This window comes from Psychrobacillus lasiicapitis (genome assembly GCF_006861795.1).
Taxonomy (GTDB): domain Bacteria; phylum Bacillota; class Bacilli; order Bacillales_A; family Planococcaceae; genus Psychrobacillus; species Psychrobacillus lasiicapitis.
In genome coordinates, this window is the sequence record NZ_VDGH01000004.1 from 44,398 (window position 1) to 62,169 (window position 17,772).

Sequence of the window (17,772 nt, forward strand, 5' to 3'; positions counted from 1 at the left end):
TAGCCCTCTTTTTCTTATATAGAGAGTTGGAAACAGTATGGTACGAGGAGTATATATCCATATACCTTTTTGTCATCAAATTTGTAATTATTGTGATTTCAATAAATTCTTTTTTCATAATCAGCCGGTCGATGAATATATTGAGGCGCTAGGGCAAGAAATGGCTTTATGGAAGGATGATTTACAAAATGCATCCATTGAAACAATCTTTATAGGTGGAGGCACTCCGACTTCATTGTCTGTTAAGCAATTGGATCGCTTATTTACACTTATCGAAACACATATCCCTATGGAAAAGTTAGTAGAATTCACTTCAGAAGCAAATCCGGATGAATTAACTCTAGAAAAAATGCAGCTGATGCGTAAGTTTGGAGTAAACCGTTTAAGTATGGGTGTACAAACTTTCGATCAAGACTTATTAAAAGTCCTTGGAAGAACGCATTCCAATGATCATGTATATAAAGTAATCGAATATGCGAAACAAACGGATTTTCCTTCGATCAGTATAGACCTGATGTATGGTTTACCAAATCAAACAATGGACCAATGGAAAGCCTCATTAAAAGAAGCATTCCGCCTGAACATTCCCCATATTTCTGCATATTCTTTACTTGTTGAACCAAAAACAATCTTCTATAATCTGTTATCGAAAGGTAAGCTGACACTTCCAGGGGAAGATCTGGAAGCGGACATGTATAGCTATTTAATGGATGAAATGAAGTTGCATGGATATGAGCAATATGAAATTAGTAATTTTGCCCATCAAGGAAAGGAATCCAAACATAATTTGCTTTATTGGGATAATGATGAATATATTGGGCTTGGAGCAGGAGCGCATGGGTATGTAAATAGTATGCGTTATTCCAATCATGGTCCTTTAAAAAAGTATATGCATACTATCGAAATGATGGAAAAACCTATTATGATGCAAAAAGAAGTTACTCGGGTTGAAAAAATGGAAGAAGAAATGTTTTTAGGCTTGCGTAAAAATGAAGGGGTTTCCCTAGCACGTTTTGAACAAAGATATGATCAAACTTTACAACAAGTGTATGGAATAGAAATAGATGAACTTTTGGAAAAAGAGTTTGTTACGATCGAAAATGGCTTTATCAAACTTACAAAAAGAGGACGCTTTGTTGGGAACGAAGTATTTCAATATTTTCTTACAAGCTAAATCGTTGACAGTTCTCTATAGATTTGTTAAATTTTCTATATAAGTATTAGCACTCTATATGAGCGAGTGCTAACAGAGGTGATAATCATGCTAACTAATCGGCAATTATTAATATTGCAAGTAACGGTAGATGATTTTATCGAAACCGCTCAACCAGTTGGATCTCGCCAACTTTCGAAAAAGGAGGAAGTTCCATTTAGTCCTGCTACTATTCGAAATGATATGGCAGATTTAGAAGAAATGGGCTATTTAGAAAAAACACATACTTCGTCTGGTCGCGTGCCTTCGCAAAAAGGCTATCGTTACTATGTAGACAATATGTTAACTCCACAACGAATCTCTAAAAGTGAGATCAAACAAATTCGTTCTATTTTTGAAGAACGTATGGTAGAGACGGAACAAGTAATTCGTAAATCTGCGGCTATTTTGTCCGAATTAACGAATTATACCTCTATAATGCTAGGCTTAGATGTGAGAAAACATCGTGTCAAACGTTTTTCTATCGTCCCTTTAACGGATGATTCCGCTGTTGCTATTATTGTGACAGATAGTGGACATGTAGAAAATCGTGTATTTTCCATACCGGAAAGCTTTACTGCATCGGATATTGAGAGAATGGTCAATTTGATTAATGAACGTTTAGTAGGTGTTCATTTACATGAGCTCCCTGCTAAACTAGAAGCTGTTACATTAGCAGTTTTAAGACAAAATAATGGTCGTTTAAACGACTTACTAGGTTCATTAAACAAAGCGCTAACAATTGAACATGAAGATAAAGTTTACTACGGTGGAAAAATGCAACTGCTAAATCAACCTGAATTTAATGATGTAGAAAAAGCACGAAGTATTATGTATTGGATGGATCATGTAAATCAAATGCCTGGGCTATTCCATTTAGACCAAAAAGGAATTCAAATTCGAATCGGTACTGAAAACAACCATCTAGCTATGGAGGATTGTAGTATTATTACAGCTTCCTATGACATTGGGGAGGAACAGATTGGTTCCATTGCAATCATTGGACCTACTCGAATGGATTACAAGCGAGTCGTTTCCTTACTAGATGTGATGAGTGGGGATCTATCGAGAGAATTATCGAAAATTTTACATGGACCGCATGGATAAGGAGAGTTGCTAGTTATGTCAGAACAAAAAGATGAAATTGTAGAAGAATTAGAAGCTGAAAAGCTAGATGAACAAGCAGACGTTCCAGCTGAAGATGAGATAGCTGAAACAGAAGAAGACGTAGTAGAAGAAGTTGATGAGCTAACGCTTGTCAAACAACAATTAGAAGAAGAACAAAATAAAGCGATTCGTCTAAGAGCTGATTTTGAAAACTATAAACGTCGAGTTCAACTAGATAAAGAGGCAGATTACAAATACCGTGCACAATCGGTATTATCAGATATATTGCCAGTGCTAGATAATTTCGAACGTGCATTAGCCGTTGAAACTACTAGTGAAGAAGCTGCTTCTTTAGCTAAAGGCGTAGAAATGGTGTATCGTTCTTTACTAGACGCGGTAAAAAAAGAAGGCTTAGATCAAATTGAAGCGGAAGGCGTTCCTTTTGATCCGAACTTCCATCAAGCAGTAATGCAGGAAAAAGACGATACGAAAGATTCTGGTGTCGTGCTTCAAGAATTGCAAAAAGGGTATAAGTTAAAAGATAGAATTTTAAGACCAGCTATGGTTAAAGTTAACGAATAAAATTTTATTTAGTTGTTTAAATGCACTTTATATTTAGGAGGAACTAATTATGTCTAAAATTATCGGTATTGACTTAGGAACAACAAACTCATGTGTATCAGTATTAGAAGGTGGAGAACCAAAAGTAATTCCAAATCCAGAAGGTAACCGCACAACTCCATCTGTTGTAGCATTCAAAAATGGCGAAAAACAAGTTGGGGAAGTAGCGAAACGTCAATCCATTACAAACCCAAATACAATTGCTTCTGTAAAACGTTTAATGGGTACAAATGAAAAAGTATCTGCAGAAGGTAAAGAATATACACCACAAGAAGTATCTGCCATGATTCTTCAATACTTAAAAGGATTCGCAGAAGAATACTTAGGTGAAAAAGTAACAAAAGCAGTTATCACAGTTCCCGCTTACTTTAATGATGCAGAACGTCAAGCTACTAAAGATGCTGGTCGTATCGCTGGTCTTGAAGTAGAACGTATTATTAACGAACCAACTGCAGCAGCTTTAGCATACGGTTTAGATAAAATGGATCACGATGAAAAAATTCTTGTTTACGATTTAGGTGGGGGTACATTTGACGTATCTATCCTAGAACTAGGAGACGGAGTGTTTGAAGTGCTAGCAACAGCTGGAGACAACCGTCTTGGTGGGGATGACTTTGACCAAGTATTAATGGACTACTTAGTACAAGAATTCAAAAAAGAAAATGGAATTGATTTATCACAAGACAAAATGGCTGTACAACGTCTAAAAGATGCAGCTGAAAAAGCGAAAAAAGATCTATCAGGTGTTACATCTACTCAAATTTCACTTCCTTTCATTACAGCTGGAGAAGCTGGACCACTTCACTTAGAAGTAACAATGACTCGTGCGAAATTTGATGATTTAACAGCTAACCTAGTAGAGCGCACAATGGTACCAACTCGTCAAGCGATGAAAGATGCTGGATTATCCGCTTCTCAAATTGATAAAGTAATCTTAGTTGGTGGATCTACTCGTATTCCGGCAGTACAAGAAGCGATTAAAAAAGAAACTGGTAAAGAGCCACATAAAGGTGTAAACCCAGATGAAGTAGTAGCAATGGGTGCTGCTGTACAAGGTGGAGTATTAACTGGAGATGTAAAAGACGTTGTATTACTTGACGTTACACCACTTTCTTTAGGTATTGAGACTATGGGCGGAGTATTCACGAAGTTAATCGAACGTAATACGACAATCCCAACATCAAAATCTCAAACATTCTCAACAGCAGCAGATAACCAACCAGCAGTAGATATTCACGTTCTACAAGGTGAACGTCCTATGTCAGCGGATAACAAAACACTTGGTCGTTTCCAACTTGCGGATATTCCACCAGCTCCACGTGGTGTTCCACAAATCGAAGTAACATTTGATATCGATAAAAACGGTATTGTAAATGTTAAAGCGAAAGATCTTGGAACTGGAAAAGAACAAAATATTACAATTCAATCGAACTCTTCCTTATCAGACGAAGAAATCGAGCGTATGGTAAAAGAAGCGGAAGCAAATGCAGAAGCGGATAAAGTTCGTAAAGAAGAAGCTGAAGTGAAAAACGAAGCAGATCAATTAGTTTTCATGACAGAAAAAACATTAAAAGATCTAGAAGACAAAGTCTCAGAAGAAGAGAAAAAATCTGCTGAAGATGCAAAAGAAGCATTAAAAGCTGCTCTTGAAGCTGGTAACCTAGAAGATATTAAAGCGAAAAAAGACGCGTTAAATGAAATCGTACAACAGCTTACAATGAAATTATATGAGCAAGCACAAGCTGAAGCTGCTGCAAACGGCGGCGCTCAAGCTGATGCAAAAGACGACGGTGTTGTTGACGCTGAATTTGAAGAAGTAAATGACGATAAAGACAACAAGTAAGTTGTAAGTTAGTCGGTAAGGAAAAGTCAAAGACCGTATTCGGCTTTGGCTTTTCTTACTGTTTAGACGTAGAAAATTTTCCGTGTTACAATATTCATTACGTGTAGGTAAAGAGCAGGAGAGTGAACAATGGATAAACGTGATTATTATGAAGTACTAGGAGTTTCTAAAGGTGCTTCCCAGGATGAGATAAAAAAAGCGTATCGCAAGCTTTCAAAACAATATCACCCGGATATTAACAAGGCTGCAGACGCTGATGCAAAGTTCAAAGAAATTACAGAAGCATATGAAGTATTAAGTGATGATCAAAAAAGAGCTCAATACGATCAATTTGGTCATGCCGGTCCAAACCAAGGATTTGGTGGATTTGGTGGTGGAGACGGCTTTGGCTTTGAAGATATTTTCAGTTCGTTTTTCGGCGGAGGGGGAAGCTCAAGACGACGTGACCCTAACGCACCAAGAAAAGGTAGTGATCTTCAATATACGATGACGATCGAATTTGAAGAAGCTGTATTCGGGAAAGAAACAGAAATAGATGTGGCAAAAGAAGAGACCTGTGATACATGTAGTGGAACTGGTGCAAAACCAGGAACTCACCCTGAAAAATGTTCACATTGTAATGGTCAAGGTCAAGTGAACGTTACACAAGACACACCATTTGGTCGTATTCAGACAAAACGTGCTTGTCATTATTGTGAAGGTACTGGGAAGATCATCAAAGAAAAATGTTCGACTTGTCACGGAAAAGGTACTGTAAATAAACGCAAAAAAATTAAAGTGACGATTCCAGCAGGTGTGGATGATGGGCAACAGCTTCGTGTAAGCGGGCAAGGAGAACCTGGTGTAAATGGTGGACCAGCAGGTGACTTATATATTGTATTCCGTGTAAAAGCCGATCCAAGATTTGAACGAGATGGCGATGATATTTATTATGAACTTCCATTAACATTCGCTCAAGCTGCACTTGGTGACGAAATAGAGGTACCGACTGTTCAAGGAAAAGTGAAGCTAAAAATTCCTGCAGGTACACAGTCTCAAACAACATTCCGATTAAAAGGTAAAGGTGTCAAAAACGTTCACGGATATGGAACTGGAGATCAACATGTCGTTGTAAAAGTGATTACACCGAAGAAATTAACAGAAAAACAAAAGCAGTTACTTCGTGAGTTTGCAGAAATTAGCGGAGATATTCCGGAAGAGCAAGGCAGTTCATTATTTGATAAAATCAAAAGAACGATAAAAGGTGAATAAAGGAGTGGCGCAAGTGAAATGGTCTGAACTATCCATTCATACGACGAATGAGGCAGTGGAAGCAATTAGTAATATTCTGCATGAGGCTGGAGCAAGTGGAGTCGTTATCGAAGATTCAGAAGAGTTATTAAGAGAAAGAGAAGATGTGTTTGGTGAAATCTATAACTTAAATCCAGACGATTTCCCAGTAGATGGTGTTCGAGTGAAAGCTTATTTAGCGGAAACTAGTTTTCTACTAGAAACAGTGGAAGAGATCAAACTTGCGATTAACAACTTACAAAACTTCAATATCGATCTTGGTCATAATAGTGTAACAGTACAAGAAGTAGACGAAGAAGATTGGGCTACTGCTTGGAAAAAATATTATCACCCAGTTAAAATATCGAATCGTTTTACAATCGTACCAACATGGGAAGACTATGAGCGCGTAAATACCGATGAATTGATCATTGAACTAGATCCAGGTATGGCGTTTGGAACAGGAACGCACCCAACTACTGTCATGTGCCTACAAGCACTTGAAAAAACAGTACAAAAAGGAAACAGTGTGATTGATGTTGGAACTGGTTCAGGAGTCCTGTCTATAGGAGCAGCAAAATTAGGGGCAGCAACTATTCATGCATTAGATTTAGACGAGGTAGCTGTTAAATCTGCAAAAGAAAATATCGTTCTAAACAAAGTAAGTGATGTTGTTCAAGTAACACATGGTAATTTATTGGACAATGTGAACGAAAAAGCAGATATCGTTGTTGCCAATATTTTAGCTGAAATTATTATGACATTTACAAATGATGCTTATTCCATCGTAAAAGATGGTGGATTATTTATCACATCAGGTATTATTGCAACGAAAAAAGAAGATGTTCGTAATTCCTTGCAGCAAGCAGGATTTGAAATTGAAGAAGTAATGATGATGGAAGACTGGGTTACAATCATTTCTAGAAAGCCAGTGAAGTAAGGAGACGCTCATGCAACGTTATTTTACAAATGAACCTATAGAGGAAAATAATACAGTAACGATTACAGGCGAAGATGCGCATCATATGATTCAAGTGATGCGCATGTCTTCTGGTGATGATGTATATGTAGTAGCGAACAACCAGACATACACAATGACCATCTTAGAAGGTACTTCTAAATCTGTGCTTTTACAGATAAAAGAAAAGCATGTACAATCCACAGAATTACCGATAAAAGTTTCCATTGTATGTGGACTTCCAAAAGGTGATAAGTTAGAATTAATAACGCAAAAAGCGACAGAGCTTGGTATGCATACACTTTATCCATTTGAAGCGAAACGCTCCATTGTCAAATGGGACAAACAAAAGAACGAGAAAAAAATCACTCGTTTACAAAAAATCGCAAAAGAAGCCGCAGAACAATCTCATCGTTCCTTTATCCCACTAATACATAAACCAATCTCATTAGCCGAGCTGTTGGAAATTTCTAAATCGTATGATGTGAAATTTGTTGCGGATGAAGAAGACGCAAAGCTTGAACAGCGACAAAAGTTTGCTGACAAACTAAAAAAGGTGTATGATAAACAATCGATACTAATCGTTTTTGGCCCGGAAGGTGGGCTCGATCGTCAGGAAGTACAACTTCTGTTAGAAAATGAGTTTCAACCCATTGCACTTGGACCAAGGATTCTACGAACAGAGACTGCACCGTTATATGCGCTTGCTGCAATTTCTTATGAATATGAATGAAAGAGGTGTGAGGACTTGTCATCCGTTGCATTCCATACATTAGGCTGTAAAGTTAACCACTATGAAACAGAGGCTATATGGCAATTATTTAAAGAAAACGGCTATGACCGTACTGATTTTGAAAAACAATCAGATGTATATGTGATAAACACATGTACCGTAACCAACACTGGTGATAAAAAAAGTCGACAAGTGATTCGTCGTGCTATTCGCCAAAATCCAGATGCTGTTATTTGCGTAACTGGTTGCTATGCACAAACATCACCAGCAGAAATAATGGCAATTCCTGGAGTAGATATCGTCGTAGGGACACAAGAACGAACAAAAATGCTTGATTATATTGAGCAGTATAAAACAGAGCGTCAACCGATCAATGCAGTAGGGAATATTATGAAAAACCGAGTATATGAGGAACTGGATGTTCCTGCTTTTACCGATCGTACGCGCGCATCATTAAAAATTCAAGAAGGCTGTAATAACTTTTGTACTTTTTGTATAATCCCGTGGGCTCGTGGGTTAATGCGTTCAAGAGACCCAGAAGAAGTGGTTCATCAAGCGCAGCAGCTTGTAGATGCAGGTTATTTAGAAATTGTATTAACAGGCATCCATACAGGAGGATACGGCGAAGACTTAAAAGATTATAATTTAGCACAGCTTTTAAGAGATATCGAATCCAAAGTAAAAGGCTTAAAACGTCTTCGTATTAGCTCGATAGAAGCAAGCCAATTAACAGATGAGGTAATCGATGTATTAAGAGATTCTAATATTGTTGTAAGACATTTACACATTCCAATTCAATCTGGTTCTAATACCGTATTAAAAAGAATGCGTAGAAAATATACGATGGAATTTTTCGCTAATCGATTGGATAGACTGAGAGAAGCTCTCCCAGACTTAGCGATTACTTCGGACGTGATTGTTGGTTTCCCGGGTGAAACAGAAGAGGAATTTATGGAAACGTTTAATTTTATTCGTGATCAAAGATTCTCTGAACTTCATGTATTCCCTTATTCGAAACGTACAGGTACGCCTGCGGCAAGAATGGACAACCAAGTAGATGAAGAGATAAAAAATGAGCGCGTTCACCGATTAATCACATTGAATGATCAGCTTGCTGCACAGTACGCATCTCGTTTTGAAGGGGAAGTATTAGAAATAATCCCAGAAGAAAAATACAAATTAGATCCGGGCAGTAATTTATATGAGGGATATACTGATAATTATTTGAAGGTTGTTATCCCTGGTACAGAAGATTTAATAGGAAAACTAGTACGAGTTAAAATTACGAAGGCTGGTTACCCATACAATGAAGGGCAATTTGTTCGTGTGCTAGAAAATGCAGAAATACAACTTGTATAAGTCAGTGAGTATAATCTCACTGGCTTTTTTTTTGTTTTTCCATTATGATATAGAGGTACGTACAACTCGAAAGGGAGATTATATAATGACTCAAAATATTGCAGCATTAATCGATCATACATTGTTAAAACAAGATGCTACTAAAAACCAAATTGAAAAACTTTGTGAAGAAGCAAAAACTTATACTTTTGCCTCTGTTTGTGTGAATCCGACTTGGGTAAATTTAAGTGCACAATTGTTACAGAATACACCAGTAAAGGTTTGTACGGTAATTGGTTTCCCACTTGGTGCAAGCACGACAGAAGTAAAAGCATTTGAAACGACAAATGCCATACAAAACGGTGCACAAGAAATCGACATGGTTATAAACGTTGGTGCGTTAAAAGATCGAGATTATAATTTTGTACAAAAAGATATCGAGGCTGTAGTACAAGCTGCTAAAGGAAAAGCAATTGTAAAAGTTATTTTAGAAACTTGCTTGTTAACAGATGAAGAAATTTTGAGAGCTAGTGAAATATCTAAGCTTGCAGGAGCAGATTTTGTCAAAACTTCTACTGGATTTTCTACAGGAGGAGCAACAGTAAACGCTGTGAAGCTAATGCGCGGTGCAGTCGGTCCAGAACTAGGAGTTAAGGCTTCTGGTGGTGTTCGCAGCTTGTCGGATTTACAAGCGATGGTAGACGCAGGGGCAACTAGAATTGGTGCAAGCTCAGGTGTAGAGATTGTTCAAGGCTTGGAAAGTAAATCTGATTATTAATTTAGGCGAAAGTATTGACCAAGTGTAAAGTATACGGTATAATTTTTTAGTACATAACACTAGGTTATGTGCTTGACGTGTGTTCGGAGGGAGGGAAAAAGAGATGTCAAAAACTGTCGTTCGTAAAAACGAATCGCTTGAAGATGCTCTTCGCCGCTTCAAACGTACTGTATCTAAAAGTGGTACAATTCAAGAGGTAAGAAAGCGCGAGTTTTATGAAAAACCAAGCGTAAAACGTAAAAAGAAATCTGAAGCTGCCCGTAAACGTAAATTCTAATTTAAATTTACCAAGCTTCGAAGCATTGGTTTCTAAAACCAAGCGTGAAACGTAAAAAGAAATCAGAAGCTGCACGTAAACGTAAGTGGTAAATTAATCCCAACCATCCCTACGTTCAAAACACGTACTGTATGATTAACATTTACAATTATGTAAACCGAGAAAATTTATTTTCTCGGTTTATTTTCATTTTTGAAACTTTTATGATGCTCATCCGTATAAAGTAATATACATATAGATGAAGGGAGGTTTAAGGATGAAATTGTCACGGTACATTATTTATTTCTGTTTATTGATATTGTCATTTTTCCTAGTTGTACCCACATTCACTGCTGATGCACCGAGTGTTTATAAAATCCCCATCCATAAGGAAGTGGAAAAAGGTTTATATGCTTTTTTAGAGCGTTCTATACATGATGCAGAAGAAGCAGGAGCAAGCGCGATTATTTTTGAAATAAATACCCCTGGTGGCTTTGTGGATTCCGCGCAGAAAATTGCAGATTTACTTGATGCTACTTCGATTCGAAAAATAGCCTATATAAACTCGGAAGCGCTATCAGCAGGAGCTTTTATAGCATTGCATATGGATGAAATTTATATGTCCCCGAGTGGCACAATAGGAGCAGCTGCGGTAATTGATAGTATTGGCAATACTGCAGATGAAAAAGCAAATAGCGCCTGGAAAGCGAAAATGATAAATGCTGCTAAACTTACGGGGAAAGATCCAAAATATGCACAGGCAATGGCGGACGATCAGGTAGATTTAGCCCAGTATAGAGCACCAGTAGGAAAATTATTAACACTTACTGCTGGAGAAGCACTAGAAGTAAAATACTCAAATGGAACGGTAAAATCTTTGGAAGAGTTGTTAGATAGGACAAATCTTTCGAATGCAAAAGTCATTGAATCAGAAGAGACATTTATGGAATCGGTTGCGCGCTTTGTTACACATCCAATTATCGTGCCAATTTTATTGTCAATTGCAAGTTTGGGTTTGATAGTTGAGCTGTATTCTCCAGGATTTGGAGTTGCAGGGACGATGGGACTTATCTCTATTGCATTGTTCTTTTTTGGGCATTTAGTTGCTGGTCTTGCAGGCTATGAAACATTGATTATTTTTATTGTTGGGGTTCTTTTAATAATAGCCGAGTTCTTCCTGCCCGGAGGAATTAGTGGTATATTAGGTGCAGCTGCTATTATTTTTAGTATAATACTAGCAGGAGGCAATATTGTACAAATGAGTATTGCTGTTTTAATTGCTTTAACAGTTGCTATAGTGGGAATGGTGATTATTATGAAATTCTTTGGAAAGCGGTTGAAAGCATTTAACAAGATTATCTTGTCAGATGCAACAACAACGGAGCAAGGATATGTCTCCAACGAAAATAGAATTGATTTAATTGGCAAAGTGGCCGTTACAATGACTGCCCTTAGACCATCCGGAACTATACGTATCGACAATGAGCGAATCGATGCAGTATCCGATGGTAGTTTTGTTGCGAAGGATAAAAAAGTTATGATTATTAAAGTAGAAGGCTCTCGTATTGTTGTGCGAGAAGTCGCGGAGGAGGAGGCAACATAATGTTATTCACTGGATCAACCATTACGTTAATTATTGTGATCGTTTTAGCATTTATCGTGCTATCTGTGTTCTTTACGTTTTTTCCGATCACACTTTGGATTTCAGCGCTTGCAGCTGGCGTAAGAATTAGTATTTTTACACTTGTAGGGATGAGGTTGCGTCGAGTAATTCCATCACGCATTGTTAATCCACTTATTAAAGCACACAAAGCTGGTTTAAAAGTGGCTATCAATCAATTAGAAAGCCATTATCTTGCAGGTGGTAATGTAGACCGTGTTGTTAACGCTCTTATTGCGGCACACAGAGCAAATATTGAGCTTACATTTGAACGAGCAGCAGCAATCGATCTAGCTGGTCGTGACGTATTAGAAGCCGTGCAAATGTCTGTAAACCCGAAAGTAATTGAAACACCATTTATCGCCGGGGTTGCGATGAACGGGATTGAAGTAAAAGCGAAAGCGCGTATTACCGTTCGTGCCAATATCGACCGTTTAGTTGGAGGTGCGGGTGAAGAAACAATTGTTGCACGTGTTGGGGAAGGTATTATTTCTACCATAGGGTCGAGTACTAGCCATGAACGCGTGCTTGAAAATCCGGACTTAATTTCTCAAACTGTATTGGCTAAAGGATTAGACTCTGGTACAGCTTTTGAAATTCTCTCGATTGATATTGCGGATGTTGATATAGGTAAAAATATTGGGGCTGAACTTCAAACAGAGCAAGCAGAAGCAGATAAGAAAATCGCACAAGCAAAAGCGGAAGAACGCCGTGCAATGGCTGTTGCCTCTGAGCAGGAGATGAAAGCGAAAGTAGTAGAAATGCGTTCTAAAGTAGTGGAAGCAGAAGCAGAAGTTCCACTTGCGATGGCAGAAGCTTTAAGAGAAGGTAATATCGGTGTGATGGATTACATGAATTATAAAAATATCCAAGCAGACACGAGCATGAGAGATTCCATTAGCAAAGTTGGAGGAGATAAACCTTCTACAGAGGAGCTAAAAGACTAGTCTAAAACCGCGGAAAGGAGGTCTTCTCCTTGGAAGGTATTATTTTACTCATCGTTTCTTTACTTATAAGTACAATTTTTGGAAAGAAAAAGCAAAACCAAAATCCAACAAAAGTACCTAAGCAAGGAAATAAAGGTCCTGAGATTAAGCCTTTTGTAGAGAATCCTTTTAAAAACTTAGGGGAGCTAGCAAAGGAATTTAAACAAGAACAACAAGCAAAAATAGAACGTAGACCGACTGTTCCAAAGCAAGAACCTATTCAACCGGTGACGGTAGAAAAAGTTCAGCGTGAAGTCAGTCGTGAGCAAGGTGCACAAAGATCATCTGGTCGTTTATCTGTTCACCAAGGAAATAGACCAGTTGTACCCACTGCAAAGCCAGTGGTGGCGAGCGTTTTACCGGAAACGAAGGATGAGCTTGTTCGAGCAATTATTTTGTCTGAAATATTAGCTCCACCAAAATCCAAAAGATAACTCATGAACACCCCTTTACATGCATAAATTCATGTAAAGGGGTGTTTTTTATAAAACAATTATTTCCACTCCACGCGAGTATTATGATTGATAATTTCAATGACATTATTTTAGATTACGAAATAACCCTTCTTAAGTTAAATGAAAACAGCGTATTATGTTCGTATGATCATTATTTGCTGGAAATTAATGCAGATAGTTTACAGATAAAATCTCTATCGTCGGATCGTCTGCATTTAACAGTAGAAAGTCTAAACTTTTTTAATATAACTAGGAAGGATCGTACGTAATGGCAAGCCTTATACGAGTACAAATTCCGATAGCTACAGATCAACATGCTCTATTCCAGCGTTTGTTTGCTATAAATATCCATGTATACAACGTATATAGCAGAGAAAATTATTTATACTTTTCTATAAAAAAGAAAGACTTAAGGGCATTTCGAAAAATAAGGAAAGTAATGAGAATACCAGTACAGTTAGTGGATGAATCAAAAAAAGGAATCATTTCACCTCAATCGTACTCTCTCATAGGTGTCGCTCTATTTTTTATAATACCTGTTTTACTGGCACAGTTTATTTGGACAATTCATATCGAATCGGATTCACCTGAAAATAATATTTTGTTATATGAAGAACTAAAGGCACTGAATATTAAAGAAAAAATGCTAACTTCTTCGTTACCAGCTGAACAAGAAATAAGGCAGAAGATTTTATTGAAGTACAAAGAGTATTCATGGGTGCACTTTGCACAATCGGGTTCTACGTTAATCGTATCGCCGATGCTTGCCCCCAAAAAAACGGAACGAGACATAAAAGACGCACCACCAGTCCATTTAATCGCTAAGAGAAGTGGTGTTATAACAGATTTTGAGCTAGTAAAAGGAGTAAGAGCTGTACAGAAGAATGTGGCAGTTAAAAAAGGGGATACGCTCGTAAATGGATTCGTGACGCAAGGAGATAAACGAATAATAACGAGTGCGGAAGGAAAAGTATATGCAAACTATTGGATTGAACTTCAGTTTGAACTTCCCAAAAAAGTATCGATTGTAAAGCCAAATGAAAAAGAATTACTTATTCAAAAAAAGGGTAAGTCTAATGTTCCATATTGGAAGGAGATTGTTCTTCCTTCTTTCTTGCAAAAATATCTAGAGGCTGGTTATGTACAAAAAAACATAGAAGAATCTTACGAGTTAAGTGAAAAGTCGATCGAGCGATTAATACGTCCATTACTATTTCAAAAAATAATCAATGATTTGCCAGCGGGTACACAAATAATAGAAGATAAAGTTTTGCAGGTCTCAATACAAAATGATAAAGTAAAAGGGAAGGTATTATTATTAGTAAATGAAGACATTGCAACACCCCAAGTTATACCCCAAGGAGACGAAGCATGAGCGAACAAAAACAATTCGATATAAATTTGCAGGACCCAGCAGAAGCAGTAATGCTTCTCGGAATATCAGATAAAAATGTAAAGCTAATTGAGGCGGAACTAAAGGTACAACTAATTACAAGAGGCGAACAAATACAAATTGTTGGCGAAGAGAAAAATGTTGAAGAAACAAAAAAGCTAATGATACAGCTTCTTTCAGTTATTCGCAAAGGCATCAATATTAACCTAAGAGATGTTACCTCTGCTATTGAAATGAGCTTGAATGGAACGATTGAATACTTCTCAAGCTTATATGATGAAGAAATTGCAAGAAATACAAAAGGCAAAGCTATTCGTGCTAAAACGATTGGTCAAAGAGAATATATACAAGGAATTCGACATTCAGATTTAACGTTTGGGATTGGTCCAGCAGGTACAGGTAAAACGTATCTTGCAGTTGTGATGGCCACACAGGCTTTAAAAAATGCACATGTGAAAAAAATCATTTTAACACGTCCTGCTGTAGAGGCAGGGGAGAGTCTAGGTTTCTTACCTGGAGACTTAAAAGAGAAGGTAGACCCTTATTTACGCCCATTATATGATGCATTGCATGATGTGCTAGGAACAGAACAGACAGACCGTCTAATGGAGCGAGGTACAATTGAAATTGCACCGCTTGCTTACATGCGTGGTAGAACGCTGGATGACGCTTTTGTTATTTTAGATGAAGCGCAAAATACAACGAAAGCGCAAATGAAGATGTTTTTAACACGTCTTGGTTTTGGTTCGAAAATGGTTATCACAGGAGATAAAACACAAATAGATTTACCAAAAGGTGCTGAATCTGGATTGATTGTGGCTGAGAAAATTTTAGGCCATGTTGCTGGTATTCATTTTCAATACCTGGAACAGGGAGATGTCGTTCGTCATCCATTAGTTGCTAAAATTATTCAAGCATATGACGAGCAACAATCATAGTATTTCTATAAAGCAACGGTCCATTAGCTGACTGTTGCTTTTGTTAATTTTCAGGAAATAGTAATGACTAGTTTCGACTTTAAGGTATAATAAGGGGACAAGCTGTGAAGGAGCTGAATTTAGAGTGAAATTCATTTTGTTAAAATGGAAAGAATGGCGCAATAATAAGTATCTCCCTTTTGTGATCATTCTCTTAACAGCGATTTGCATGTTCTTTTTATTAATTGGTAATGTGAAAGAAAGTAAATATGATATAGAACGATTCCAACTTTCACCTGATACGATACGTTCTGTTAAAACGATGGAAGATCCCGTAAAAACAGAAGAAGAAAAAGAACAAGTAGCTTCAGAAGTTCTTCCGGTATATCAATTTCAAGACGAAACTGCTGATAACCAGGCTGCGATTATTCGTTCTATTTTTGACAGCGTACTAGAAGTGAAAAAAAATTCGAGTGAAGAACTAGCCCAAGAAGGTGCAGCTACATCACTTGCAAAATTGAAAGATGAACTGGACGTTTTAGCAGAAAATGCAAGTGTCATTCCTTTAAGTGATGAAATGCTAACTATTTTACTAAAGCAGTCAGCTCCTGTTTTACGAGAATCAAAGGAGAAATTGGCCACCATTGCAGAAAATGCATTAAATGAGCCGATACGAACTGAAAGTGTTCCGTCTGCGCGTGAAAAAGTTGCTTCCCAGGTTACAAACTCATTTGGATTTTCCGCAGAGTATATGAATATCCTCATCAATATAGCGCGAGGTGCAATTGTAGCGACGGAAATCGAAAATGATGAGCTTACGGAATTACGGATTGAGCAGGCAAAAGCAAGTGTTGAACCGACTCGAATTTTGCAAGGGCAAATACTCGTGCAAAAAGGAGAATTAATAGACCGAGAAGTTTATAGACAGATTGAATTACTCGGGATGTTAACGGATAGAACATCTTATAAACCACCTATAGGTGTTGGTATATTTGTTATTCTTACAATGTGGATCTTATTTGCACAAACGTTTCGTAAGAAAGAGAAAGCCATTACAAATGCTAAAAACTTGGTTGTCGTCGCTTTTAGTCTAATCGTTTCTGTCTTAATCATGAAAGTATTACAATCAGTTGCATATAATTTTGATGTAGTCATTTCCTTTATATTCCCGACTGCATTGGTTTCCATATTTGTTTACTTATTAGTAAATGAACGTGCAGCACTTATCACTAGCTTTGTTGTTGCTGCTTATGCGGGCATTATTTTTCAAGAAGGGTATACAAATGTATTTCAAATGGAAATTTCGTTATACATATTATTCGGGAGTGTAGCAGGTATTTTTGCGATGCAACGAACTCATAATAATTCTCAAATATTTAGGGGAAGCTTTGTCGTTTCAGCGGTAAATATATTATTTATATTGTTTTATTTATTAATGACAAAAACGACCTATGAATTTAACGATATCTTGTTTTATGTTGGAGTTGCCGTATTATCGGGTATACTATCTGGAGCTCTAACAATTGGGATATTACCATTTTTTGAATCCGTTTTTGGCATATTGTCTACGATGCGGTTAATCGAACTATCTAATCCGAATCATCCATTATTGAAAAAAATATTAACGGAAACACCTGGGACATACCACCATAGTTTAATGGTCGCAAACTTAGCGGATGCTGCCTGTGAAGCGGTTGGTGCAAACGGGCTATTAGCACGTGTTGGTAGCTATTATCATGATGTTGGAAAAACGAAACGTCCTGGATTTTTTATCGAAAATCAAGTGAATGGCTACAACCCGCATGATAATTTACCACCAGAAACGAGTCGTGATATTATTATTGCACATGCTGTAGACGGAGCAGAAATTTTACAGAAACATAAAATCCCAAAAGAGATAGTTGATATCGCGGAGCAACACCACGGGACTAGCTTGCTCAAATTCTTTTACTATAAAGCAAAAGAAATGAAAGAAGATATAGCAGAAGGGCAGTATAGGTATCCGGGACCTAAACCTCAAACGAAAGAAATTGCGATTATTTCGGTTGCTGATAGTGTGGAAGCTGCTGTCCGTTCAATGAAAGAACCAAATGCAGAAAAGATTAGGGAACTGATTCAATCCATAATTAAAGGAAAATTACTAGATGGTCAATTTGATGAATGCGATCTATCTTTAAAAGAAATAAAGATAATGGAAGAAAGTTTCTGTACGACGATGAATGGAACATTTCATTCGCGAATAGAATACCCAAAATAAGGACGTAAG

16 protein-coding genes are annotated in these 17,772 nt (G+C 37.4%); all 16 read left to right on the forward strand.

Annotation, left to right across the window (positions count from 1 at the left end):
* Nucleotides 1-37 precede the first annotated feature (37 nt).
* The 16 genes from hemW to FG382_RS07535 all read left to right on the forward strand — a co-directional run bounded on the left by hemW (nucleotide 38) and on the right by FG382_RS07535 (nucleotide 17,763).
* A complete protein-coding gene (gene hemW / locus FG382_RS07455) occupies nucleotides 38-1,174 on the forward strand; it encodes a radical SAM family heme chaperone HemW (RefSeq protein ID WP_142538273.1) in 1,137 nt (378 codons plus the stop codon).
* A gap of 87 nt (nucleotides 1,175-1,261) precedes the next feature.
* The gene (hrcA, locus tag FG382_RS07460; RefSeq protein ID WP_142538274.1) at nucleotides 1,262-2,299 is read left to right on the forward strand and encodes a heat-inducible transcriptional repressor HrcA; all 1,038 of its coding nucleotides are present in this window, start codon (nucleotides 1,262-1,264) and stop codon (nucleotides 2,297-2,299) included.
* Between the two features lie 15 nt (nucleotides 2,300-2,314).
* The gene (grpE, locus tag FG382_RS07465) at nucleotides 2,315-2,881 is read left to right on the forward strand and encodes a nucleotide exchange factor GrpE (RefSeq protein ID WP_142538275.1); all 567 of its coding nucleotides are present in this window, start codon (nucleotides 2,315-2,317) and stop codon (nucleotides 2,879-2,881) included.
* A gap of 49 nt (nucleotides 2,882-2,930) precedes the next feature.
* Nucleotides 2,931-4,763 carry a molecular chaperone DnaK gene (dnaK, locus tag FG382_RS07470; RefSeq protein ID WP_142538276.1) on the forward strand — a complete coding sequence of 611 codons (1,833 nt, stop codon included), beginning with the start codon at nucleotides 2,931-2,933 and terminating at the stop codon, nucleotides 4,761-4,763.
* Nucleotides 4,764-4,892: 129 nt separating this feature from the next.
* A complete protein-coding gene (gene dnaJ / locus FG382_RS07475) occupies nucleotides 4,893-6,014 on the forward strand; it encodes a molecular chaperone DnaJ (RefSeq protein WP_142538277.1) in 1,122 nt (373 codons plus the stop codon).
* A 13-nt stretch (nucleotides 6,015-6,027) separates the two neighbouring features.
* Entirely contained in the window at nucleotides 6,028-6,972 is a 945-nt protein-coding gene (gene prmA / locus FG382_RS07480; protein WP_142538278.1) for a 50S ribosomal protein L11 methyltransferase, read from the forward strand.
* Nucleotides 6,973-6,982: 10 nt separating this feature from the next.
* Nucleotides 6,983-7,723, forward strand: a complete 741-nt coding sequence (locus FG382_RS07485) for a 16S rRNA (uracil(1498)-N(3))-methyltransferase (RefSeq protein WP_142538279.1) — start codon at nucleotides 6,983-6,985, stop codon at nucleotides 7,721-7,723.
* Nucleotides 7,724-7,738: 15 nt separating this feature from the next.
* On the forward strand, nucleotides 7,739-9,082 hold the full coding sequence (gene mtaB / locus FG382_RS07490) for a tRNA (N(6)-L-threonylcarbamoyladenosine(37)-C(2))-methylthiotransferase MtaB (RefSeq protein WP_142538280.1): 1,344 nt from the start codon (nucleotides 7,739-7,741) through the stop codon (nucleotides 9,080-9,082).
* A gap of 85 nt (nucleotides 9,083-9,167) precedes the next feature.
* Complete coding sequence (gene deoC / locus FG382_RS07495; RefSeq protein ID WP_142538281.1) at nucleotides 9,168-9,839, forward strand: deoxyribose-phosphate aldolase; 672 nt, start codon at nucleotides 9,168-9,170, stop codon at nucleotides 9,837-9,839.
* Between the two features lie 103 nt (nucleotides 9,840-9,942).
* Nucleotides 9,943-10,116 carry a 30S ribosomal protein S21 gene (rpsU, locus tag FG382_RS07500; RefSeq protein ID WP_016426884.1) on the forward strand — a complete coding sequence of 58 codons (174 nt, stop codon included), beginning with the start codon at nucleotides 9,943-9,945 and terminating at the stop codon, nucleotides 10,114-10,116.
* Between the two features lie 256 nt (nucleotides 10,117-10,372).
* Nucleotides 10,373-11,698: an NfeD family protein gene (locus tag FG382_RS07510; protein WP_142538282.1), complete on the forward strand. Its 1,326-nt coding sequence runs from the start codon at nucleotides 10,373-10,375 to the stop codon at nucleotides 11,696-11,698.
* On the forward strand, nucleotides 11,698-12,702 hold the full coding sequence (gene floA, locus FG382_RS07515; RefSeq protein ID WP_142538283.1) for a flotillin-like protein FloA: 1,005 nt from the start codon (nucleotides 11,698-11,700) through the stop codon (nucleotides 12,700-12,702). The genes FG382_RS07510 and floA overlap by 1 nt, the downstream gene beginning before the upstream one ends.
* Before the next feature lie 29 nt (nucleotides 12,703-12,731).
* Nucleotides 12,732-13,175 (forward strand): hypothetical protein, encoded by a 444-nt coding sequence (locus FG382_RS07520; protein ID WP_142538284.1) that lies wholly within the window; start codon nucleotides 12,732-12,734, stop codon nucleotides 13,173-13,175.
* A gap of 289 nt (nucleotides 13,176-13,464) precedes the next feature.
* Nucleotides 13,465-14,571, forward strand: coding sequence for a sporulation protein YqfD (locus FG382_RS07525; protein ID WP_142538285.1), 1,107 nt, complete (start codon nucleotides 13,465-13,467; stop codon nucleotides 14,569-14,571).
* Entirely contained in the window at nucleotides 14,568-15,527 is a 960-nt protein-coding gene (locus FG382_RS07530; protein WP_142538286.1) for a PhoH family protein, read from the forward strand. The genes FG382_RS07525 and FG382_RS07530 overlap by 4 nt, the downstream gene beginning before the upstream one ends.
* A 124-nt stretch (nucleotides 15,528-15,651) precedes the next feature.
* Nucleotides 15,652-17,763: an HD family phosphohydrolase gene (locus FG382_RS07535; RefSeq protein ID WP_229677366.1), complete on the forward strand. Its 2,112-nt coding sequence runs from the start codon at nucleotides 15,652-15,654 to the stop codon at nucleotides 17,761-17,763.
* Nucleotides 17,764-17,772 lie beyond the last annotated feature (9 nt).